The organism is Calothrix sp. CBUCES-K 9914 (assembly GCF_059640475.1).
Genome location: NZ_JBXXZH010000004.1, coordinates 21,594 through 46,487, shown reverse-complemented (window position 1 = coordinate 46,487; position 24,894 = coordinate 21,594). Strand labels below are relative to the sequence as shown.

The window sequence follows — 24,894 nt, the reverse complement described above, 5'->3', positions numbered from 1 at the left end:
ATATCAGTACTCAAAAATATTGTTACTAATTGTTGTCAAGTATCCTGTTTTTACAATATTTTAGATACTCATTATCAAATTTGTGGGATTAATTGTATGCCTTATTACTAGAGATAATCAAGAGCTATTATAAAACAATTAAAAAATTATAAAGCCAGTGGGTTTAAATATATTAAGTTTTACGCCCTTATTTATGCACCTAATTTATTATCAAATTTGATGTACCTTATGACAAACAGCCTTGATAGTCGTCCTTTGACCACAGATTTGTCTGCAAATAGTCTAAATGCCACACAGAATACTACAGGCGCTGATCTACAGATAAGTGCGGTTCAGCAACTATCAACACGTAGTTCATCTGACTCTGACACAGTAGAGTTAGTTGGACGTGCAGTATTGAATGCCGATACTTTTGCATTAGGCGCCACTTCTGGACAATTTCTCAACCTGAACAATGATGGTACAGTAGGCACTGCGACAAACTTTAACGGTCGTACTTTTCCATTCTCCAGTCCCGACGGGCAACCAGTGCAGGGTTTTTCTGCTGTTCTTCCTGGCCCTGTGGAAGGTACTTATCTGGTAATGGTAGATAACGGTTATGGGGCGAAAGCAAATTCTCCAGATTCTTTGTTACGTTTTTATGCTGTCGAGCCAGATTTTACAACAGGTCAGGTGTATCCTGTAAACTTGCAAACAGGTGCCCGTTTAGATAGCTTCAACCAAGACAGTTTCTTCCAACTCAACGATAAAAACGGGAAACTCTTAGGTATACAGAAAATAGTCGCTGACGGTGATATTTACCCAGGTAGCACAGCTATTCAACCGAATGGTATCCCTGTTGACAGCAGTATTAAGCAAAATCGCTTACTAACAGGCGCCGACTTTGATTTAGAATCGTTCCGTCAAACACCTGATGGTACTTACTGGTTTGGTGAAGAATTTGGCCCCTATTTACTGCACGTTGATGCTAATGGGACGTTAATTCAACCGCCTTTTTCAACTCCCAATCTTTTACCGTTAAACACTCGTGACGGACAGGTGCCAATTGTAATTGGACATCGAGGCGCCAGTGGACTAAGACCAGAACATACACTAGCATCGTATGAATTAGCAATCGACCTAGGGGCAGATTACATTGAACCAGATTTAGTATCTACAAAAGATGGTGTTTTGATTGCCCGTCACGAAAATGATATTACTGGCACGACAGATGTTGCGAACCGTCCAGAATTTGCTGACCGTAAGACAACTAAAGTCATTGACGGACAAGAAATCACAGGTTGGTTTACAGAAGATTTTACTTTAGCAGAAATCAAAACGCTGCGTGCGAAAGAGCGTTTACCTTTCCGTGACCAATCGTTCAACGGTCAATTTGAAGTTCCCACCTTCCAAGAAGTTATTGATTTAGCGAAACGCAAGAGTCAAGAAACTGGACGAAAAATTGGTATTTACCCCGAAACTAAACACCCTACCTATTTTAGCCATCCTACCTACGTTTCTAGTGTCACCCCTGGTCCAGAATCTCTAGCTCTAGAAGAACCATTGGTTGATATTCTCAAAGCTAATGGCTATAACAGCAAAGATTCAGCCGTTTACATCCAGTCTTTTGAAGTGGGTAATTTGAAGAAACTCAACACCATGATTGATGTGCCGTTGATTCAATTACTTGATGCTACCGATGTTAACCTTGATGGTAGTTTAATTGAGACTAGACCTTACGATTTTGTGGTTAGTGGTGACGCGCGTACTTATGGTGATTTGCGCTCACCTTCAGGTTTGGCAGAAATAGCCACCTATGCTGATGGAATTGGACCTTGGAAACGAATGATTGTCTCAGTTAAAGGTGTAGATCAAAATGGTGATGGTAAAGCCGATGATGTAAATGGTGATGGTCAAGTTAACGATGCCGATAAAACTTTAACGGCGCCTACCTCATTAGTCAGTGATGCTCATCAAGCTGGACTACTCGTACATCCTTATACCTTCCGTAATGAAAATCAGTATTTAGCAGCCGACTATAAAGGCGACCCAGAGCAAGAAATTCGGCAATTTATTGAGTTAGGTGTTGATGGTTTCTTCACTGACTTTGCTGGAACAGGAGTAAAAGCGCGAGGATTTGTAACTCAGGAATTTGTGCGTTCACCTGATAACCGAATATTCAGTAACCTAAGTGAAGCAGATAAAGTAAAATCAGCAAACCTGCCTCGTTCTAAAGGTTTTGAAGGTATGGCACTAAGTCCCGATGGTACAAAACTCTACCCATTACTTGAAGGACCATTAGTTACTGATACTAACCAAAGCAGATTGCTGATATATGAGTTTGATGTGCCAAACCAGGAATTTACAGGTAAAACCTACGCTTACCGTCTTGATGAACCTTATCCGAACCGCGCGATAGGGGATATGACGGCTATTAACGACCACGAATTTTTAGTTATCGAACGTGATAACGGACAGGGAGATGCTAGTAACCCAGCGTTTACTAGTCCCGCGCGCTCAAAGAAAATCTACAAAATCGACATCAATCAAATTGATAGCGAAGGTTTTGTTAACAAAGAATTAGTTGCTGATTTACTCAGCATTTCTGACCCTAATGGAATAGGTGCAAATGGTACGAGTAACGGTGTCTTCACTTTCCCCTTTACCACTATTGAGGATGTATTAATAATAGATAATCAAACGCTTTTGGTTGCTAACGACAACAATTATCCCTTTAGTGTTGGTCGTACTCCTGGACAACCAGATAACGATGAGTTTATCAAAATTAAATTGAGTCAGCCTTTGGATTTGTCTGACCAATTTCAGCATAGTGCATAAAAAATAAATCTTGTGGAGCGGGCGTCCTCGCCCGTTCCACAAGAGTAGCGTTCCACAAGAGTAGTATTCCACAAGAGTGGTATAGGTCAAGAAAGTTTTAGTCCACAATTTATACATACAAATTATGGTGCTTTTAAATACTCAATCTCCTTTGAGCATTAATTTTGATACCCGCGCGCAGCAATTTGATTCTCTCCCTATATCTTTTAATAGCAGTTCTCTACCAATAACCAACTTTTCACAAGGTATTGCGGCTGGAGATATTACAGATAATAGTGCCATTTTATGGACGCGCACAGAAAATTCTGATAAACAAGGTATTGCTACGCATCTAATTGCTGAAGTTTCTTCAGACCCGCAATTTACAACGGGAGTACACACTTTTGAAGGTAATACCGATGCTAACCGTGATTATATTCTAAAGCTTGATGTATCAGGATTAGATAGTTTCACTCCCTACTATTACCGCTTTCGCACACAAGATTATAATTACAGTTCTGTAGGAAGTTTTAAAACGGCGCCTACAGCAGATCAAGAAGTTGGTGTTAGGTTTGGTTTTAGTGGTGATGCTGATGGTAAATGGCGCCCTTATGCTTCATTATCGGGTCTAGAAAACCAAAATCTTGATTACTTTGTTTTTCTGGGTGACACAATTTACGAAACTAAGTCAAATATATCAGAAGCGACGGCAGACCCATTTGCAAATCCTGCTCAAGCTCTAGCTGACTATCGCCGTAAATATAGAGAAAATTTAGAACCTGTTAAAGAAGGTGGTTTCCCTGGCGCCCAAGATATTTACTCCTCCCAAGGAAATTACATCCTTTTAGATAATCATGAACTTGGGAATAAGCAATTTATTAATGGAGGGGCGCCTGCGGGAACTCCTGAAGGTAAAGGTGTAGATGCTACTGATATTACTTACGATGTCAACCGTACTGGTACATATATAAATGATACAGAAGGCTTTAAAGCACTGTTACAAGCTTACAACGATTATCAACCAATTCGAGAAAAAATAATTTCCGCTCCTAATGACCCACGTACAGACGGCACTCAGCAGCTATATTACTCCCAACAATGGGGTGATAATAGTATTTTCATCAACGTTGACGACCGCTCTTATCGTGATATTCGCCTTAAAACACCAGCAGGCGCCGATGATTTAGGAAGTCGCGCGGATAACCCAGAACGCACTATGCTGGGTACAACTCAACTTAACTGGCTTAAAGAAACTTTGCTCGATGCCAAGGCAAATAATACGACTTGGAAATTTATCGCTGTTTCTTCTCCTATTGACGAAACCGATAATGATAGCGGCAAATCTTGGCCTGGTAATTATCGCGCGGAACGTAATGACCTACTCAAATTCATTGCTGATAATCAAATTGATAACGTAGTCTTTTTAAGCACCGATGACCATTTCAATCGTGTTAATGAACTAACTTATTTAACAGACCCAAGCGACCCCAGCACTCGTACACGGGTTCCAAACACCTTTACAATTGTAGCGGGGCCAATTGGTGCAGGTGGTCCAGATGCAATAACTGACCACAGCTTTAGTAATATTCAAAAGCTAGCAGATGATATTGTTGCCAAAGAGACAGCTAGAGGATTAGACCCTCTTGGACTTGACCCAACTAACCCTAATTTGCACAATGTTTTTCGTGAATTTGATAGCGAAGCAGATACTTTGCGGCGCCCAGTGGCTTTTTACTCACCTGATACCTTCAACTACGTAACGTTGGATGTGAGTCCAGATGGTAAAACTCTTTCTGTAAACACTTACGGTATAAACTCCTACGCCACCGATACATATCCAGAACCAAGTTCTAATAATCCAAGCAGACGCATTTTAGGTTTTGATATTGATGCAGCCACTCCCAAAGTTACTGAAAAGCCACAAGTACCCAAAGTAATTTTAGTATCTCTTGATGGTGCCACACCTCGACTCATCAATCAATACCTAGCTGATGGTACTTTGAGTTCAGACAAAGGGTTGGGACTACTAGCAAGTCAAGGACTTGTTGCCCAACAGAATCTTACTATTACTCCATCTTTAACAGCACCCGGACATATTGCCATTGCTACAGGTTCGACGGCAGCAAATAATGATATTAATTCCAATACCTTCCACTTAGTTTCCAGTCCATTTAATCAAAATATCAGTGGTTTTGCGGCGCCTATTGGTGGTTATACAGTAGGTATTGATGGACTAAGTGAAAGTAGCGAACCAACTGCTCATCCTTTATGGCAAGCATTGCGCGCAAATGGTAAGAAAGTTGTAGCAGCAACATTTCCGGGAGCAGATGGCGCCGATATTACCGTTCCAGGTTTATCTAACAGTCCAATTATTCAACCAGCAAGCGAGCGAACTGTAGATTATACCGTACCCTTTGGTACTTTTGCTGGAGTTGCTGCAAAAGGATTTAACTTAACAGCAAGTGATTTTGAAACTGCACCTCAAACATTAGTTGACCAAATCGTCGGAGCAGGTAAAGTATCTTACAGCCCAATTTTGGAGACGAAAAATTATGTTGAGGAATTTAAAGTAGGTGGAGTAAATTATGCTATCGATGTTGCTGCCCTCGATACTACTAATGATGGTAGAGTAGATTACGACACTTTAGTATTTTTCGATGCTAATCAAGGAATTCAATCGGGTTCATTTAATTTACCATCTACCGGGCCAGCTTACGTAAAAGCAAGCGACCAAAAATCTAGCCCATTCTACTTAGAAGGTAGTAGTAATAAAGCTGGAACAGCTTTCTACGTCACCAACTTAGCACCCGACTTATCAAGTGTTCGCTTTGCACGTTACTCTGCAAATTACATCCCTCGCAACCCCGCAGTTGTAGCAGACGTAGATGACATTAATAATAATGTTGGTTTCTGGGCGCCACAATCAGATTTTCGCATTACTGAACGTCTCAGTCCTGGGTTTGAAAATTTTAGCGACATCGAATTAGAAGCAATTTACGAAGACCAAGTTCGTAATTTTGTAGATTATCAAACTCGTGTTGGACAACGCGCGATTGCAAAAAATCCCGATGCTGATTTGGTAATGCTTTATATTGAACAACCGGACGGTTCTGCACACCAGTTCTTAATTACCGACCCACGTCAAGCAACTGACCCCCGTGACCCTTATTCAATTGGAGAAAAGCAAGACTCCGCAAAAATTGCTCGATATCAAGATTACGTCAAAACAGCCTATCAAGCAGCCGACCGCGCGGTACAAAAAATAATTGATACCGTTGGTACTGATAGCCAAGGCAGACCGAACAGCAACATTATCGTTGTTTCTGACCACGGGTTTGACCCCTTCTGGACAACTGTCGATATAAATAATTACCTCAAGCAAAAAGGTTTCGACTCAAACAAAGTGCGTGCTGTCACCTCTGGGCCAGCAGTAAACGTCTACTTTAATTTACAAGGAAGAGAACCAAACGGTATTGTCAGCCGCGAAGAGTACATAACACTGCAACAACAAGTAAACGATGCTCTTAAATCATTAACAGACAACAACCCTAATTACACTGATGGCAATCTTCCTGTATTCGACAAAGTTTACACTCGACCTGTGACTGATGTGAATGACCCTAACTTTGGTTTAAATACCAGTGATTTTATCGGTCAAGATACAGGAGATGTGTTTGCACTGCTAACAGAAGGTTACAATTTTGATGGTACACAAACCCCAGTTGTACCGCGTTTAGGAGATTCGGCTTCTAATACACCTGTATTCTCCGTGCCTAATTTCTATGGTGCCCACGGTTATGATCCAAACTTACCTAACATGAGCGCAATTTTCTACGCTGCTGGGCCTGACATTCCTCAAGGTACATTAGAGCAAGTTCGTAATATAGATATTGCACCAACTATTTTGCAACTACTCAACGTTGAGGCGCCTGCAACAGTACAAGGCGAGCCAATTGTCAAATAAATAATCAATGTAGAGACGCTCCCTATCGCGTCTCTCCATGTTCCCTCTGGCTATGCCGCAACAGTAAAAACCATACCATGACCGCCATACCCTAATTGTTGCATTTCCCTCCACAGACGCTCGCTCTCCTGATCCGCAACTTCTACACTAATAGTTCCAGCAAGCGTCTTTTCTGCAAGATTAAGAATATATTCGGGTCTATCATCATAAAGAAATTTTTTATTCCAGATAGGAAGTACGTGGCGAACTGTGTTTAAAGCTAAGATGGCACGGCGCCTATGACCATTTTCATCATCCCCACTCTTCAACCCAGATGGCATGACGATAACCAAGACTTAAATCGTGTGATGGGTGTGAATGTACTGATGAAAGCGCATTTAAAACTAATTTTTGTAATGTTGAAGGAATAGCCATATATGACAAAGCCTCAAGCAGTTGTTCTAGCAATGCGGAGTTTTGGAATAGTCATGACCCAATCATGTGGGTTGACAACAGTATCTGTCTTTTTAGCAAAACTACTGGGTAAAAAAGAAAATACTGTAGGGCAGGGATCCCCGCTCCACAAGAGAGAGTTTTACAAGAGAGTTTAACGTCGGAGAATTGATTATGATTTGGTTAATACTTGGAATGAGGGTGGGTTAGTGTTGAAAATAGTTTTGTATACTAACCATCCTTTTTCTGTTTTTTGCAAGTAGTTAGTTTGTGGAACGTTAGTAGGTGGAGATTTTGCGAGTAATTCATTTGTTTCCTGAAAAAATATTTTATGACTCCAAGTTTCAATTAAATCAACTTTCGCTATGGCGCCATCTGTACTAATTTGAAAATTTTTAAATTCTTGTCTCCGCAGCCGAGAATATATGTACACGTTATTTGACTTCAATTCTTTTATGAATGCTAGTTTTTTTTGCAATTCTACTCCTGTATATACTTTGTTTAGTATATCCGTATTTAAAGATTGATGAACTTCTCTATCAATATCATCGGCAAGTTTGATAGCATTTTTGAGTTCATCAATTGTTACTTCACCTCCTTGATCAGCTTTGACGACTATTAGGTTTTGTTCGGGTGTTTGAGTAGAAGCTCGATGCGATGCAAAAGATGTACTCACAGCTTCTGCCGCACGATTTGCAATGACTTTAGATGAAATTGTCTGGACTTTCGACGTTTCAAGATTTTTACAGCTATTCAAAAACAAAGTAACGGAAGTTAGACAAAAACAAGTATAGAAAAAATTTAGCTTCATCATTAATTGCTCCCTGATTAACAAATCGCCTTCAAAATCTTCTTCAACAATTATGATTAAATCTTACCTTGGAAACATGGCTTCTGGTTGCAACGTTAGAGATTAATCGAATTAGGAATTTGATACGTGTATTTACTTGTGCTACCTTGTTAAATGTATCAATTAGTACATTTTTTGGAATAAAAAGCAATGTAGATTGAGAACAGTTAACTTGATGTATTCCTTGAATTGACAATTATTTGTGTTCCCAAGATAACGATCTTCAGGCAATTGTGGAAACAATATTATTAATGTCACCAGAAGAATTTACTCCTTTGCTGATACAGCTCTCACAGCTATCGCGCGAGGAGTTGAGGTTTGGTGCGTTACGCTACATGTCTGGTTACTACGTTGAAGTTTTTTGTAGCGTGACGCACCCTACTCAAACGCTCGAAATGTTACGGATATCCTTTTTCCTTGATAACGTTTGGACGAAGTGACTTCGTGTGTCCAGGTATTATTCGTTTCATACGGTATAATAAATACGCTGCCATGCGTTGTTGTAAAGTCTTTATACCCGCTTCCTTTCCACGGTCTTAATCTAAATGTACGCTCTTCTCCAAACGAAATTATCACTATTGGGGCGCCTAAAATCATATTTGTTGTTGAGTCACGGTGTTTACCCATGTAATGACCTAAGTTGCCGTCGTACCAGTTTATGACCATACCATTGAGATGGTTATATATATTATCTTGACTCCATTGATGAAGTGACTCTAGTAATGGTGGTATCGGTAAGGCTTTATTGACGATACCTGTATAATGATAATCTGCTCCATGCACTGATTGCCAACGCGGTGTTTTTACTAGGCGCCCATGTATTTTGATTTGTTTAAAATCACATGGGTGCATGTCCCATAATTCATCAAACTGTAATTGATTCAAATTAACTTCTTGTGATACATGTCCATTCCAAAAACTATGATTTTTATCTAACTGATGATTGGTGAAGATTTTATCGTTAAACATGTTTATAATAAGTTAAACTTTCCCATAGTAACTATTTTACCATTTTACTATGAATTTTAGTGCATATGAACCATCATGGCTAGGCTGTTGGAAAGGAGTAGCTAAAATTTTTGACTTTGAGCAAGGAAAATTAATTGATTCGGGAACAACAAATACTACTCTCACGATTGATGAGAATATTATGATAGTCTCTGAATCCTACCAGTGGAGTAATGGACGCTTGGAGGAATACACACTTACTGGAGAAATTGTAAATCAAAATTGCATCTTTAATGTGGCACGATTCAAAGGAACAGGTTGTAAAGTTGATCCAAATACTTTTGTATTACAAGGTGCAACTTATAGTAATGAGGGTAAAGTTTTATTTGAACTTTACGGCACCAACTTTTTTATAACTCATGAACATCGAGTTCGTAATTATTCTTATCTTCAAAATGCTGTGATCAAAAGTGTTAGAAGCGCTTCGGAATATAAAGTTGATTCATAAAACTTTCAAAGATGGTGTAGTATATAGGAAATATTCCAATGTCAATGATGCTTACTGATTTATCTGGATAAGTAGTAAATTTGAATTGATTTTCTATGTACATTGAAGATATTCTTGAAAAAGCAAATGACCCTTGTACATCTGCTGATGAACTTCAACAAATCTACCTCGAACACAGAACGCGCGGTTATAAACGACCGATAGTTGAAGCAATAGCCAGTAACCCAAACGCTTCTACTGAATTACTCGAATATTTGTTTGCTCAAGAATCCGCTATGGCTGATATTGTATTTGAAAATCCTGTCATGCCGTTACTGATTCTCGAAAACCCTTTACTCGTTAATGACTGGTTTGTCAAACATTACACTGCCATCTTTAGATATAATAAAATATTGTCGTTAGATTTACAAAATATTGCACTCAAAACTGAACGCACAGAGATATTTGTACGTCTTGTTGATCTCAATACTACGGCGCCAGAAATAATCGAAGCTATTGCTAAACGTATAAATATAGATAAATACTTAGTCGCAAATTCACCTATTGCTCTAAAAATTTTTAGACACCGTAATGCTCCAGAGAGTATTAAAGAGCTTCGCTCGAAATATCAAGGCGAACTCAGTCCAGTTATTTAATTAAATAAGATTCAATATTGAATAAAGTGTTAGTGTAATTTAGTAAAATTTGATACAAAAAATATTACTGATTCGGATTTGTCCCTTATAAGCTTCAATAATAATAATTGGGTTATCTCAATGTACATTGACGAATTTAGCGAAGGGAAAAGGGTTTGGAACGTCTACAGATACCTGCTTTAGGTGAATACTACGATGATTTACTCGATATCGATGCTGAACTAAGCAACCGTACCAAGGTTCAGCAAGCACAAAGTTTGATCTCAGAGAGACTTCAAGAGAAAATGCCCGGTATAAAAGAGAGGGTACAGTATCTTGCAGATAAACGAGGTATGACCTTTAATCAGATGTGGGCTGAAATCCTTGCTCGTAAAGGTAAAACTACTGTTTTTAATGACGGCACTACTCAAACAGAAAGTTAGGAAATCATAACTTAATCAGGGAGGGTTAAAATGGATAATGTCCCACACAATAACTTAATCAACAAGAATATTGCAAATTCTCACGTATTATTAACGCCTGATGAGCTAAAAGCCAAATTACCGTTAACAAAATCAGCCGAGCAGCACATATTAGCATTTAGAGAACAAATAAACAATATTCTAGATTTTGGTGATAGGAGAAAATTTATAGTTGTTGGACCTTGCTCTATTCACGACACAACAGCAGCTATTGAATATTCGCATAAGCTCAAGCATCTCGCAGATAAAGTCAAAGACAAACTGCTGCTCATCATGAGGGTTTATTTTGAAAAACCTCGAACTACTGTTGGATGGAAAGGTTTAATTAACGACCCTGATATGGATGACTCTTTCCACTTAGAGAAAGGTTTAATCACCGCGCGTAATCTTTTATTACAAATTGCCGAAATGGGTTTACCATCTGGTACAGAAGCTCTTGACCCGATTGTACCCCAGTATATTAGCGAACTGGTATCATGGTCTGCAATTGGCGCCCGTACAACTGAATCACAAACTCACCGTGAATTAGCAAGTGGACTTTCGATGCCAGTAGGTTTTAAAAACGGTACTGATGGTAACATTCAAGTTGCTTTAAATGCAATGCAAGCAGCCAAAAGTCCTCATAACTTTTTAGGAATTAACCAACAGGGACAAGTTAGCGTCTTTAAAACGAAGGGTAATACTCACGGACACATTATCTTACGAGGTGGTAGCGGGCAGCCTAATTATGATGCAGCCAACATTGAGCAGGTAGAAGCAAAGCTCAAAGGCGCCAACATATCACCCGCAATTGTCATTGACTGTAGCCACGGTAATTCTAATAAAGATTACAAGTTACAGTCTACCGTTTTTGAAAATGTGATTCAACAAATAGTGGATGGTAATTCCTCAATAGTTGGCATGATGTTGGAATCAAACCTGTTTGAAGGAAATCAAGCAATTCCTGGTGATTTGAAGCAGTTGAAGTACGGTGTTTCTGTAACAGACCAATGCATAAATTGGCAAGAAACAGAACGTATTATTTTGGATGCTTACAATAAACTTAATTAGCAGCGGATAATAAATGGATGTAACGGATGGTTAATTTTGAATAACAAGATTTTGTTTGTAACAATAAATTATCCGTTACATCCGCTCTATCCGTTGCTGATATTTTACATATCTAAACTTCCCTGTTAGCTTCTAGCCAACCAAGTGCTTGCTCGTACAGCGTTTCGTATACTAAACTAATTTTACTGCCAGTCAGGCGCCTTCCTTGACGGGTAACTTGGATGGGGTAGGCGATAGAGTCTGAGAGGGTTGCACAGAAGTCTACACTCAATATGCCTATAAAATCAAATTGTGATGCTGTTTCTTGAAGTGCTTCTAATAATTCAACATCATCAAGTGGACTTGCAAAACAAAGGTAATTACAATACGCTGAATATTCTTCCCACTGAGTAAAGTATTCAAAATCATCTATACAGGTCATAATTTTGATGGCAAATAAGTCTTTTGGCAGTTTGAAGTTCCAGCGAGCTACACCTACTAAGTCTAAACGTAATATCTGACTCGAATCTTTATTTGGCTCTTTAATAATACGTACTTCCTGATGCGTTGCCCAATGTTTTGGTGAATACTCTTTATTCGTGTAGTTCTGCATCCAAGTATAATCTTGTTTCAACGCGCGTTTAATGGTAGACTCAATTTGACGACTTGTAAAACGACTGCTTGCTGCTGGTATCGCTTTAACTTCGACTTCTCCTTGTGTTCGCTCAATAAATGTATCAAAAGAAGCCCCTCTCCAATGCCCTAAATGCTCTATTTTTCCCTCTTCCCCTTTGTGCGGGCGCCCACGATTACTTCGCCCTTCTGCTACAGGTGGTCTATAATCTTTTTCTAGGCGCCGACACTCCGCAACCGTCGCGTCTCCCGAAAATATTCGCTTCTTCAATGTCTCAAATATTGGTGTTGGCGCCTGACGCTGAAGCTTTTCAAGTTTTTCCAAAGCTTCCGGTGGTATGCGCGCGGCTTGGTGAACTTGCTCCAAGTCCTCATATCCTGTTAACTTTAAGAAATATTTAGCCGCTTTGATAAATCGCCACAATAATGAAGGTTCACGGTCATTAGTTACAGCTAATTGTCGCACCCAAGCCGAAAAAGAAGAAAAACCACCCTGTCTGTATAGCTTCTGCTGCTGCACGTTGAGCGTCAGTTTCGCCATTTCTGTCCAGTCTGCGCGACTCTTAGTCAGAAGTTGCGACAAACGAGTTTCAATTTCTGCTAACTTAGCTTCTTCTTGCTGAGATTGGCTAGTACTGCTTGATGTCGATAATTTTTTCACAGTTCCCATTTTAGGTTAGCTAGATTCACTTTGATTACTATGGCAAGTAAAATATTTATTTATTAAATAATCTATATATCTTCTCAAACTAATCAAAACACGCAAGCCTTAGATGAATTTATAACAGTAGCCAATAAAAATAGTTGTTAAATAAGTTACATTTTTATTTATCATATATATAGTTGTGCGTAATTATATAAAAAATTAACTTAAATTGCAACAAATAAAAAGAAACCGAGTTCACAAAGCAGTACGGATGTAAAAAAAAGAACTTTTAGTTTATACTCATCTCAGTGGCTTTGTTAACGCGATTGACATGATACATTTGTTTTGCATAATCACCGCGAAACGCAAACTCAAGTCTGATTTCAGATTACGCCTGCTAAAAGTTAGTAAAAATCTTCGTAGCTTTTGGTTTAATTCTAAGTTTCGGACAAAGTTGTCGTTTTTACTTATAGCGGCCGCAATTTTACCGACAATTTTGGCGACACAAGGAATTGTTGCAATTGCTGAAAGTCGCTTGATGGAAAGTCTGCAAGACTTATTGCAGAAAGATTTATTTAATTTTGAGCAACAATTACATCGAGTTGAATACCATTATCGTGACGTTGCAAAAGGTTTAGGAGAAAGTTTGGAATTACTAGAAATAGATTTAAGCAAGACTGAACCATTAAATACGATTAGTGGAAAATATAAAGAGGATGTTTTAAATGCGTTATTGCGTGACCCGATAGAAACCGAGTTTGAACCAAGTTTCTATTTAATAACTGATTCGCAAGGGCGTACAGTTGCTCAGAGAATCAAAATTTTATTAGAATCATCTGAAGATGTAACTGAAAATAAAGCTGTATTGAACCCTAACTATAAGGGGATTTCTATACCTGTCGGAATTGATATTAGTAGTTTAGGAATTTTTCAAACTGCAATGCATTACGAACGTACATTGTCAAGTATTGAATTGTTAAATAACGATATATTAAAACAGTTGCAGTTGACTCAACAAGCAAGTATTAATATTTATCCTCAGCAAACTCAAGGTATAGATAAAAGTAGCCTGGGTATGGTTATTATAGCAGTTCAACCAGTCAAAATTAACCATCGCCTTGTCGGCGCCGTAATTGTTGGGAATTTACTAAACCGCAATTATCAGATTGTTGATACTGTTAGCAAAACATCAGGTGTTTCAACAGCAACTTTATTTGCTCATGATTGGCACATTAGTACAAACGTAAGAGATAGCAATGGAAAACGAATAATTGGGACGCGAGTGTCACGAGAGGTCACGGAGAAAACTTTGAACCAAGGAAAGAAATTTATTGGTCGTGCAAATATTATTGGTAAGACTTATCAAACTGCTTATGCTCCAATTTTTGATCATCGTAAGCAGTTTCAACCAGAAACAGCAAAGCCAATTGGAATTTATTATGTAGGTACACCATTAGCAAAAATTCAGCAAACATTATCCACCTTAGCTATTACAGGTTATAGTATTGGCGCCTCAATAATGTGTTTAGCTGTAATAATTGTATTACCTACAGCAAATATCTGGGCAAAATCGATTCAACGTATTACTGATTTTGCTCAAGCAATTGGTAGCGGTAAATTGGAAACTAGGTTAAAAGAAAGCAATAGCACTGATGAGATAGGAATTTTAGAGCACGAACTCAATCAAATGGCAGACAAAATTGAAGTTTATTTAAAAAATGCAGCTAATTCAGAGTTAAAAATTAGGTATCAAGCTGAACAGTTAGAAACAGCTTTACAGCAGCTTAAACAAACACAAATACAGTTAGTGCAAAAAGCTAAAATGGCTAGTTTAGCGCAACTAGTAGCTGGAATAGCTCACGAAATCAACAACCCTGTCAGCTTTATTTACGGTAATATAGTTTGTGTAAAAGAAGATTTTACTAGTTTAATAAACTTAATTAAACTTTATCAATATTATTATCCAGAACCGCCGCTAGAAGTTAATAACGCAATTAAGCACATAGATTTAGAATATATAGAGAGTGATTTACCTAATGCGATTTCTTCAATACAAACTGGCGCCGAACGAATAGAAAAAATAGTTAAGTCTCTGAAAACTTTCTCACGTCTGGATGAATCTGAATATAAAACCGTTAATATGCATGAAAACATTGACAGTATTCTCGATATTTCTCAAAGTCATTTCAATTTGAAAAATAATCAAAATATTAAAGTTCTCAAGAATTATGGTCATATCCCCTTAGTTAAATGCTATGCAGCATTATTCAACCAAGCGGTTATCAATATTTTGAATAATGCCGTTGAATCACTTCAACAATCATCAAAAAAACATCCTCAAATTCAGATTTCCACAAGTTTAATTTTACCTGAATATATACAGATTAGCATATTAGATAACGGGGTAGGTATTCCTAAAGACATAAAAGCAGATATTTTTAATCCATTTTTTACAACAAAACCTGTAGGTCAAGGTATTGGAATGGGATTATCTATTAGCTACCAAATTATTACACAGAAACACAATGGAACTTTGGAATGCATATCTAAACCTGGTGAAGGCACCGAATTTATCATTACAATCCCAATCTAACTCAGAGAATGTACTTACGCTTATAGTATATTACTACTTTATCAGTATATTGTAATTTATACAATTTATGCTATGTTAGTCTGTAATTATACTTAGTTAAACTCATGTTCAATTTGCGTAATGTCTTGCTCCCTGCAATTGGTTTATCGCTTGTAACTATTGGAACCTGCATTATACCAAATCAAGCACAAGCTCTGATTAAATTTACTAACGAGTACGATTTCTCAACAACTAGTGCGCCAGTACCAGAAAAAGGTCTCATAGTGGGTCCGGGTGAGGGTACTTCCAAAAGTGCAGATTTGAATCTAACAAAGTTCACAAGTTTAGTATACAGTAGTCTTGCTGATGCTTTGGCTGGTACTCAAACGGGCACCCCATTCATCTTTGACTCAAATCCAAAAACCTTTGGTAAAGATGAACAACAAGGTGGTATCACGTTTATTGGAGAAGATAATGATAGGCTGTTTGGTACTCTAAAAGGTACAAATACAGTTGACCCATTGGCTTTAACTACTACTGTATCAGGTGATATCACTATTAATGGTGGTGAAGGGAGATTCTTTGGCGCCAGTGGTGTGGGGACTGTATTGGCAAACTTTAGCTTAGACTTCAGTAAACCAGTTAATACAGGCAAAGCTTTGATAAATTTATCTTTTGACGCTCCAAAGAGTGTTCCTGAAAACACAAGCCTGATAGGTATTGGGTTTGCAACACTCGGTGCAGGCTTTGTGTTGAAGAAAAAAGCTAAACACACATTAGGTAAGTTAATCTAAACCATTAATAATTGAAGGTGTCAATACGCGCGAAAACTAAACTGGAAGTTGAATAACAAATTCTGAACCTTGCCCTGGTGTTGAATTAACATTAATACTTCCACTGTGTTTTTGAACTATCTGACTCGCTATAGCTAATCCCAAACCTGTACCTTTTCCTACACCTTTGGTAGTAAATAAGTAGTCAAATATCTTCTGCTTTACTTCTTGAGTCATTCCTATTCCATTATCTTGAATTTTAATTAAGATATATTGCTCACAGTTACTTTTTGCAGTTGTAATCGTGATGCGATTTGGATTAATTTTTATATCTTCAAAACTACGTTCTGTATTTGATTCCTCCAAAGCATCAATAGCGTTTGCGATTAAATTCATAAACACCTGACTCAACTGACCAGGAAAACATTTAATTTCTGGTAGTTCATCGTAGTTTTGTATGACTTCAACTGCTGGACGAGATCCAGACGCTTTTAAACGGTGTTTGAGAATCAAAATTGTGCTATTTATAATTTCATGAATGCTGCATTTAATTGGTTTTTGAGCATCTGCCCTAGAAAAAGTTCTTAGGCTCATACTCACGTCATGAATACGATTTATGCCTTCTTGCATCGAAGCAATTAAATTTGGCAAGTCTTCACGCAAATAGTCTAAATCAATATCTTTAATTTTATTTATAATATCTGACACAGGTTGCGGATAGTGATATTGATATAAGTCAATTAATTCTAACAAGTCTCGTACAAAATCTTTTGCTGGTTGTAAATTGCCATTAATAAAACCAATTGGGTTATTGATTTCGTGTCCTATTCCTGCAACTAAACTTCCTAAAGTTGACATTTTTTCGCTTTGCACTAATTGCAGTTGGGTAGCCGTTAGTTTACTTAACGAAGCTTCTAATTGTTTCGCTGTATCTTGTGCTTGCTGGTAAAGTCGAGAATTTTCTAAAGAAATCGCTGCTTGAGACGTGATGAATTTTAGTAGCTCTACACGTTGACTAGTGAAGGCGCCTATAGCAAGATTATTTTCTAGGTATAAAATTCCAATCGATTTACCTTGATTAAAAATTGGCACACATAAAATAGATTTAGCTTGATTTTGCCTAATATAAGGGTCTAATTGGTAAACGTTGTCGGACGCTGCCGAAGCTAACACAATATCTGATTGGGTTGCAGCAACATAATTGATAAGCGAAAGAGGTATGTCTTCAGTCTCATCAATTTTTATTGATTTGAGAATAACATCCGAGTATTCATTTTTAATTGCTTCAATAAATAATTCGGCGCCTTTATATAAAATTAAGCAACCTTTTTGAGCAGCAGCATTTTCTATGACTATAAGCAAAAGTTTTGTTAGCAATTTATCAAGAAGCATCTCACTACTAATTGCTTGTGAAGCTTTGATAACAGAGGTTAAATCTAAAACTTTGTTTTTAATGTTGCTTTTTGTTTTAGAATAAGTTGTAACTAAAGTGGCAGATTGAGTTGCTGTTATATCTAATTCGTGCGGACTGTCTGAATAGTTAATAGTATTAACAATTATTAAATCAGGGTAACGTTCCTCAATGTGCTTGACTTTCGTCATTGCTCCCCAACGTACATAACCGTAATATGCGCTACTCATATATATTTTAGCGATTTTGGCTTTACCCAAGTCTAAGTAAAACTTTGCTGCTAATTCATTGAATATAGCGTGTTCTTGAGTATAATCGGCTTCGCGCGCTCCGGCAATAGCAGAGTCATATAAATTCATTGCTACGTTGACTTGACCCAGAACTCTCGCTTTTTCTGCCTCAACAATTTCGTATTTATGTTGAAAATTACATGGTGCATGTTTCGCCCATTTTTTCATTTGTTTTTGGTTAGCTCGTACTTGACTTAAGTATTTTTTTTGTGTGGAACGTGTAACCGTATTAAATTGAGCTAAAAGTGAAAGAGAATGAAATAAATTATTAACGCTATAGAATATAAAGCCAACATTATTAGCGTGAGTATCTTCAGTAATTACCGCGCTATTAATAGCAGTTTGATAATCATTAAACAAATAAGCTAAAAAAGCTTTACAAAAATAGAAGTAACCTTTGTAAGAGTAATTTTTTTCAACCTCAGATTTCATTGTCAGTTCATCAAATGCATCACCTATAAGCATCAGCGGATTTGACGATGACTGTAAATTTAAAGCTGTTTGCTGAAATATACCAGTAGCAATAACTAGTGATTCCAGTTTCAAGCTTTTCATTAAATCAATATAACTAGCAATTTTGGTTGTCAATGCCTCTAAATTTTCTCCGACAAAAAATAAGTGATTACATAATGTTGTGGCACAATAGCCCAGAAATTCCATATCTCCCACATATAGTCCACTTTGAACTCCCTCTACTAAATTTGCAATACTATCACCTAAAGGGTCTTTATAAAATTGAATATTTGAATTGAATAAAAAATATATTTTAGCTTTAAGTAAATCACTGTTAATTCTCGAAATAATATTGAGCGATAAAGTACCAAATTTATAACCTGTTGTAATGCTATTAAATTTGTCACACAATATTAAACCATAAACACCATATCCATACGCAGAAAAAGGTGAGTTTCCATATTTAATAGATAACTGCACCATTGTTAAAACTGCTGGTAAAAATACTGAAGATCCAGCTTGAGCAGCAGCAGTACTCACAAACAATAAGATTTTCATTGCTGCTAACTTATAAGGATCAGTCATTTCTGGTATTAAAGCTAAATCTTCTACTATCTTGCCAGATAATGCCAACTTAGTTTGTAATAGTGCTAAAATAACATGAAAGTTATTTGCTTTAGTAGATAGTTTTATTCCTAGTATACTCAAGAACGCGGCACCAACATCCACAACTTCTGACATTTGATTTTGCGCCATCAATGTCTGTATTTTAATTTCATATAACTTGACTTTATCAAGAGTACTAACAGCTTTTTCTAAAGTGATATGAACTAAATGAGTAGAAATATCAAAGTTACCAATTAGATACTCAGCTTCAGATGTCTCAACATGCAAATCGAGAGTGAAAGTGTAATCTTTCTCCCAACTATCTATTGTAATCAATTCTAAACCTGTATTTAAATATTTTGCTGCTGCTTCGTAAGCTGTCGCTAGTTTAGCCTTTTTACCCGCAATCAAGTTAAGTTTTGCTAACTCCAGTTTTTCTATTTGCTTGGTAAGTAAATTTTTACCTTCATTGAGTTGGTTAACAATATCTAATATATTATCCGTTATTGATTCAGATGAAGTTACATCTAAAAGTAGCTGACCTATTTTAAGATGAGTTTCCTGTTTGTTCCCCTCTGGAATTAGCGAGTAGGCAGCTTGTTGTACTCTATCATGTAGAAATTTATAATTAACTCTAGCAATTTTAGATTTAATTTCGGTTTGTAATAATTTTTGTTTTTCGTCTATAACTAAAGGTATCTTATAAGCTTCATTTAAAGGTAAAATTAATCCAGATTGTAAAGCGGGATAAAGTTCTGCAGCGGTAAGCGACGTAGACTTGTTAATTACAATTGATAATACATCTAAAGTAAATTGATTTCCAATACAAGCTGCTATTTTTAAGATTTCTTGTGTTGCTTGCGGTAAAATCTCAATTCTATCAGCAACTAATTCTACGATACTTTTGTCTGTAATACCAATCGCTTGTATTTCTTGTAAATTCCATTGCCAAGTCGAGGTATAAAAATCAAATTGTAAGTGTTTTTGTTGATATAACGTAATTAATATTTGTGTTAGAAAAAAGGGATTGCCCCCGGTTTTATTAAATAATAGCTCTCCCAAAGATATTAGTTTTTGTGTATTGTTTTGGTTAAATGTATCAGCAAGTAATTGTGTAATGTTGTTTAAAGATAAAGGTTGTAAATTAATATGGTTAATAGCGATACTACTTTTTTCAAGTTCTGTGACAGTCTGTATCAAAGGATGAGTTGAAGTTACCTCATTGTCTCGGTAAGCTCCAATTATAAGTAAATATTTGCTTTCCGTATTAATAATCAATGCTTGCACTAATTTCAAAGTGGCAGCATCAACCCATTGCAAGTCATCTAAAAAGATTACTAATGGATGCTCATTAGTTGCAAAGACATTAACAAACTTGCAAAAAACGCTCTGAAAGCGGTTTTGTGACTCTATAGGAGTTAGTATTGGAACATCTGGTTGGCGCCCTATAATTAACTCTACTTCCGGTATTACATCAATAATGCATTGTCCATTGGCTTCCACTGCTTCTAGAATTTTATGGCGCCACTGGTTTAATTTAGCAGTTGTCTCTGTAAGCAGTTGCCGCATTAACTCACTAAAAGCAAATTTCAGAGATGCATAAGGGATGTTACGCTTAAATTGGTCAAATTTACCGCTGATAAAAAAACCTGACGAGCGGGTAATAGGTTTGTTTACCTCATTAACAACAGAAGATTTACCAATTCCTGAGTAACCAGAAACTAGTATCATTTCGCACTTGCCTTGGCTAACTCTATCAAACGCTTGTAAAAGGAAATTGACTTGATTTTCTCGACCATAAAGCTTTTGAGGTATAAGCAGTTGACTTAAAACATCTAAACGACCAGGTATAAAATCTTGAGTTGTACCTGTAAAAAGTTGTTGTTGACATATTTCTAAATCTGCTAATAGCCCTTTGGCTGTCTGGTAACGATTTTCCGCGTTTTTTGCCATTAGTTTCATGACTATAGAAGCAACTTCTTTTGTAAGCTCCACATTCACTTCATTGACGGATATTGGTTGTTTTGCTATGTGGCAATAAATTAGCTCTAATACATCGTTACTTTCAAATGGTAATTTTCCTGTTAGCATTTCATATAAAGTTACACCCAACGAATAAAAATCGCTTCGATAATCAAGCACACGATTCATTCTTCCAGTTTGTTCGGGTGATATATATGCCAAGCTTCCTTCAAGATGATTAGGATTAATGAGTTGTGGTGTATATGCGCTCAATTGTGAAGCAATGCTAAAGTCAGTAAGTTTGGCTACACCTGTCTCAGTGTTAATAATAATATTGCCTGGTTTGATGTCCTTATGGATAATGTGGTGACTATGCAGCGACGCTAAAGCCTTTGCAAGTTGGATGGCGATACTTAAAACCTGGTTCAATCCTAATTTACTGGCGCTCAGTACAAGTTTTAGTGAACATCCACCAAAGTCTTCAAATACCAAAGCTAAACGATTTTCAAACGTTTCAAGCCGCAAAAGCTTAACAACACCTTCTAAATCGAGATTTTTGGCAATACTGTACTCGTGCTTAAGACGAGCAATCGCGTCAACCGATGGATATTCTGCTTTTAGGACTTTTAAAATAACGGGTTGATCATCCAGAGACGATACTGCCCGATAAATAACAGTATCATCTCCTTCATAAATTAGTTGCTCAGACTCGTAACCTGAAAGCTTCATGGGCAAAAGCATTGCAAAACCCCTCGGTGTGCGATAGATATTGGATAAACTAATTATTCCCAGTTTTTGATGTAAGTAATCAAAGTGCGATCAGATTCAGATTCCCGACAGCTTTTGTGAAGTCGGGAATCTTGGGGGAATATAAAGTTTGGTAAATAGCATTTGACTAGAGCTTTGTCAAATTTTGGAAGTATAAGCCCAGAACCTGAGATTGCCCGTATAGTGTTATCTATCCTGACAGTTTGACTGCGGTGATGTAGTTCTAGAACTGTACTGCGATTTTGATAAATCTTCTCTTGCCAAAATGATGCAAGTGGATGTAGCGGATTTGACTCTGGTAATATTGATAGGGCTTTCAGCCAAGTTTTCAGAGAAATTTTCTCGACTCGGTATCCTAACTCGTTGATATATTCAAACATCTCTACATGGCTCAATTCCGATATCCGAGGAACTGTCAGATTGTAATTTCCTCCAGTGTATTGGTGATTTGTAGATATATGTGTAATTGCAGCAGCAACGAAGTCTACAGGAATAGGCGCCCAATATTTTTCTGGTAAATCTGGGTAGACGCCCATTTGAATACAACCGCTAACTAAACGGTGGAAAGTGTCTTTTCGGTTAGCAATTCCTGTTTGTCTGTTTCCAGTTATAAATCCGGGACGATATATTGAGCAATTTAGTCCTGAAGCACGCGCGGCACTCACTATTCGTTCAGCAGCCCATTTTGCGCGTACATAGCCATACTCGACAGACATAATTGGCGCACTAATGTCAATATCATAATTTTCCGAAACTTCATCCATGTTAAAAAATGAACTTACTGCTCCATAAACAGCTAACGTTGATAGGTAGTGCAAAGTCTTATGGCGCCGATGTGCTGCAAAAGCAATGATATTTGCTGTACCACTGAGGTTAGGTTCTTTGATTACTGAGTAAGGTTTTATGTAATTAGTGTCGGCGGCTACATGATAGATAGCGTCAACGCTTTCACTAAGTTGCTCGAACAACATGACTGGCAATTGCATTCTAGGCTGTTCAATATCTCCAGCTATGACCTTGACTCGTACTAATTCGACTGTTGGTAGCTGATACTTGATAAAAGCCGCGCGTAGTCTTTGCATTGCAACAACATCATTCTCCGCACGCACTAAGCAATAAATAATTTGGTAACTATTTTTGTTCAGCAACTCGTGCAGCAAATGCGCTCCTAAGAAACCAGTGGCACCTGTAATCAATGCTGTGTCGAATTTAACAATAGCTGATTTGTGCCAAGTTGAAGTATCTAAATCTAAAGGCAACGCAGCATCTGCCATCAGGTCAGAATTATCATTAACATCTTCGCTTTTGAGTTTAAGTTGTTCGAGCAATCGAGCTAAATCTGATGGCGTAGGATATTCATAGACAAGACGGGAAGGAATAGTGATGCCAAAATCTCGTTGTATCAAACATAATACATGAGCGATTCGCAGCGAGTCCCCACCCATATGAAAGAAATTAGAATTGGGTAAAAAACTACATGGAGTTAATTGCAAAGCCTCATCAAAAATTGCGGCAATTTTAATCGCGTAATCTGTTGCGTTTGTGACTGGAAATTCGATCAATTCTAATTCCGGTAAAGAGGAGCGGTCAACCTTACTACGGTTCGGCATTAAAGGCAATTCGGAAAGAAAAACAAAACGCGCAGGCACCATATAATCAGGTAAATGTTCAGCAGCAAACTGTTGTAAGCGTTTTTCCGTTACAAAAAACCCAGCACGAGGAACCACATATCCCACTAGCATCGAGGTGTCTTTATGAGATTTATTTTTTTGTTTTGTAATATTTGTAGGTGTAACAACCTTAACAGCAGTCGCTTGCACAGCTGGGTGTTGTCCCAAAACTTTTTCAATTGCTTCTAATTCAACGCGAAGTCCCCGAATTTTAACTTGATTATCAACTCTACCAACATAATGTAACAATCCACCATTACATAAATCTTCAGAGACAATATCACCCGTTTTGTATATTTTACCCGTTCCAAACGGATTATTTATAAAGCGCGCGTCTGTCATTTCTTCTTTACCCAGATACCCCTGTGCAACTCCCACACCCCCTATATATAATTCACCCTTCTCACCACTTTTACACAAGTTTAGTTCTTCATCTAAAATATAAAGTTCAACATTGGGTAATGCATTTCCGATAGGTACACTTTGACTTTCTGCTTTAAACTCATACATCGTCGCGCATACAGTTATTTCTGTCGGACCATATGCGTTAAAAAAACGTGTATTCGTACCAATCCAAAATTGAGCCAGTGAGAGTGGACAAGCTTCACCACCTGCCGCAATTACTCGCAAACAAGATAATTGATCACGAAACTGAGTTAATGTCGCAAGTACAGAAGGAGGTAAGCAAAGCATTTCAATATTGTGCTTGGCAATGAACTCTGCTAATGGTCTGCCCGGTAGCATTTCCTCTCTCGCACCTAGTACTAAAGTTGCGGCGCCGCATAATGCTGTAACTAATTCCCATACTGCCGCATCAAAACTAATTGAAGCAAATTGTAGTACACGAGTACCGAGATTAATATCAAAAGCACGGATGCTAGAAGAAGCGAGATTCAATAAGCCTCTGTGTGGTAACATAACTCCTTTGGGCGTACCTGTAGAACCAGAAGTATAAATAACATAGGCGAGTTGTTCAGGTTCTACTATTGGGGGAATGAATTGTGAAGTATCTTCATCATCTTCATCCCAAAAAAGTGTATCTAAGAAACATATGTAACCTGTGACATCACTTTGGCGCAGCGCTGGTTCGATATCAAAGGCAAATTTACGAACAGTCAAAATTGTATTCAATTTAGCGTCAGAAATCATATAGCTAAGTCGCAAGCGCGGTAAATCCGGGTCTAAGGGAACAAAAGCGGCGCCTGCTTTCAAAATAGCTAGGATAGCAACCACCATTTCAAAAGAAGGCTCTAAACAAACTCCCACTAAAGTATTAGGCTCTAACTTACCTTGTGCTTTTAAATGGCTATATAATTTTTCCGCACGTTGGTTTAATTCTTGATAGGTTAACTCTTGCCCTTGATATATTAAGGCTACATGATTTGGATATTTATAACAAACTGAGTCAATTTGGGATATCACAGTTCCTGCTTCAAACAAATTTATATTATTCATTTTGAATGTCATTACAACAACTATTCTGGATT

The 24,894-nt window shown here is 37.5% G+C and carries 15 protein-coding genes; 8 read left to right on the top strand and 7 right to left on the bottom strand.

The window, feature by feature from the left end; all coding sequences use genetic code 11:
- The first annotated feature begins 228 nt into the window (after nucleotides 1-228).
- Both AC2JBO_RS01480 and AC2JBO_RS01475 read left to right on the top strand, forming a co-directional pair.
- Complete coding sequence (locus tag AC2JBO_RS01480) at nucleotides 229-2,817, top strand: esterase-like activity of phytase family protein (RefSeq protein WP_496951846.1); 2,589 nt, start codon at nucleotides 229-231, stop codon at nucleotides 2,815-2,817.
- Nucleotides 2,818-2,941: 124 nt separating this feature from the next.
- Nucleotides 2,942-6,760: an alkaline phosphatase D family protein gene (locus AC2JBO_RS01475; protein WP_496951845.1), complete on the top strand. Its 3,819-nt coding sequence runs from the start codon at nucleotides 2,942-2,944 to the stop codon at nucleotides 6,758-6,760.
- Between the two features lie 50 nt (nucleotides 6,761-6,810).
- Here AC2JBO_RS01475 and AC2JBO_RS01470 read toward each other — a convergent pair whose 3' ends face one another.
- The 4 genes from AC2JBO_RS01470 to AC2JBO_RS01455 form a co-directional block, all read right to left on the bottom strand.
- The gene (locus tag AC2JBO_RS01470; protein WP_496951844.1) at nucleotides 6,811-7,080 is read right to left on the bottom strand and encodes an Imm5 family immunity protein; all 270 of its coding nucleotides are present in this window, start codon (nucleotides 7,078-7,080) and stop codon (nucleotides 6,811-6,813) included.
- On the bottom strand, nucleotides 7,052-7,174 hold the full coding sequence (locus AC2JBO_RS01465; protein ID WP_496951843.1) for a hypothetical protein: 123 nt from the start codon (nucleotides 7,172-7,174) through the stop codon (nucleotides 7,052-7,054). Before AC2JBO_RS01465 ends, AC2JBO_RS01470 begins: the two co-directional genes overlap by 29 nt.
- Before the next feature lie 190 nt (nucleotides 7,175-7,364).
- Nucleotides 7,365-8,006 carry a hypothetical protein gene (locus tag AC2JBO_RS01460; RefSeq protein WP_496951842.1) on the bottom strand — a complete coding sequence of 214 codons (642 nt, stop codon included), beginning with the start codon at nucleotides 8,004-8,006 and terminating at the stop codon, nucleotides 7,365-7,367.
- Nucleotides 8,007-8,420: 414 nt separating this feature from the next.
- A complete protein-coding gene (locus tag AC2JBO_RS01455; RefSeq protein ID WP_496951841.1) occupies nucleotides 8,421-9,011 on the bottom strand; it encodes an alpha-ketoglutarate-dependent dioxygenase AlkB in 591 nt (196 codons plus the stop codon).
- Nucleotides 9,012-9,060: 49 nt separating this feature from the next.
- Here AC2JBO_RS01455 and AC2JBO_RS01450 point away from each other — a divergent pair, with 49 nt between their 5' ends.
- The 4 genes from AC2JBO_RS01450 (at nucleotide 9,061) to AC2JBO_RS01435 (ending at nucleotide 11,644) form a co-directional block, all read left to right on the top strand.
- Entirely contained in the window at nucleotides 9,061-9,498 is a 438-nt protein-coding gene (locus tag AC2JBO_RS01450) for a hypothetical protein (RefSeq protein ID WP_496951840.1), read from the top strand.
- A gap of 95 nt (nucleotides 9,499-9,593) precedes the next feature.
- Nucleotides 9,594-10,133: a hypothetical protein gene (locus tag AC2JBO_RS01445; protein WP_496951839.1), complete on the top strand. Its 540-nt coding sequence runs from the start codon at nucleotides 9,594-9,596 to the stop codon at nucleotides 10,131-10,133.
- 155 nt (nucleotides 10,134-10,288) lie between these two features.
- A complete protein-coding gene (locus AC2JBO_RS01440) occupies nucleotides 10,289-10,555 on the top strand; it encodes a hypothetical protein (protein WP_496951838.1) in 267 nt (88 codons plus the stop codon).
- Between the two features lie 30 nt (nucleotides 10,556-10,585).
- Complete coding sequence (locus AC2JBO_RS01435) at nucleotides 10,586-11,644, top strand: 3-deoxy-7-phosphoheptulonate synthase (RefSeq protein ID WP_496951837.1); 1,059 nt, start codon at nucleotides 10,586-10,588, stop codon at nucleotides 11,642-11,644.
- A 112-nt stretch (nucleotides 11,645-11,756) separates the two neighbouring features.
- Here AC2JBO_RS01435 and AC2JBO_RS01430 read toward each other — a convergent pair whose 3' ends face one another.
- On the bottom strand, nucleotides 11,757-12,917 hold the full coding sequence (locus tag AC2JBO_RS01430; protein ID WP_496951836.1) for a hypothetical protein: 1,161 nt from the start codon (nucleotides 12,915-12,917) through the stop codon (nucleotides 11,757-11,759).
- 316 nt (nucleotides 12,918-13,233) lie between these two features.
- On the opposite strand from AC2JBO_RS01430, the gene AC2JBO_RS01425 reads away from it, so the two are divergent.
- Complete coding sequence (locus tag AC2JBO_RS01425) at nucleotides 13,234-15,495, top strand: cache domain-containing protein (protein WP_496951835.1); 2,262 nt, start codon at nucleotides 13,234-13,236, stop codon at nucleotides 15,493-15,495.
- A 104-nt stretch (nucleotides 15,496-15,599) separates the two neighbouring features.
- On the top strand, nucleotides 15,600-16,268 hold the full coding sequence (locus AC2JBO_RS01420) for a hypothetical protein (RefSeq protein WP_496951834.1): 669 nt from the start codon (nucleotides 15,600-15,602) through the stop codon (nucleotides 16,266-16,268).
- Between the two features lie 36 nt (nucleotides 16,269-16,304).
- Here AC2JBO_RS01420 and AC2JBO_RS01415 read toward each other — a convergent pair whose 3' ends face one another.
- On the bottom strand, nucleotides 16,305-21,710 hold the full coding sequence (locus AC2JBO_RS01415; protein WP_496951833.1) for a trifunctional serine/threonine-protein kinase/ATP-binding protein/sensor histidine kinase: 5,406 nt from the start codon (nucleotides 21,708-21,710) through the stop codon (nucleotides 16,305-16,307).
- Between the two features lie 41 nt (nucleotides 21,711-21,751).
- A complete protein-coding gene (locus AC2JBO_RS01410) occupies nucleotides 21,752-24,862 on the bottom strand; it encodes a non-ribosomal peptide synthetase family protein (RefSeq protein ID WP_496951832.1) in 3,111 nt (1,036 codons plus the stop codon).
- Between the last annotated feature and the right edge of the window lie 32 nt (nucleotides 24,863-24,894).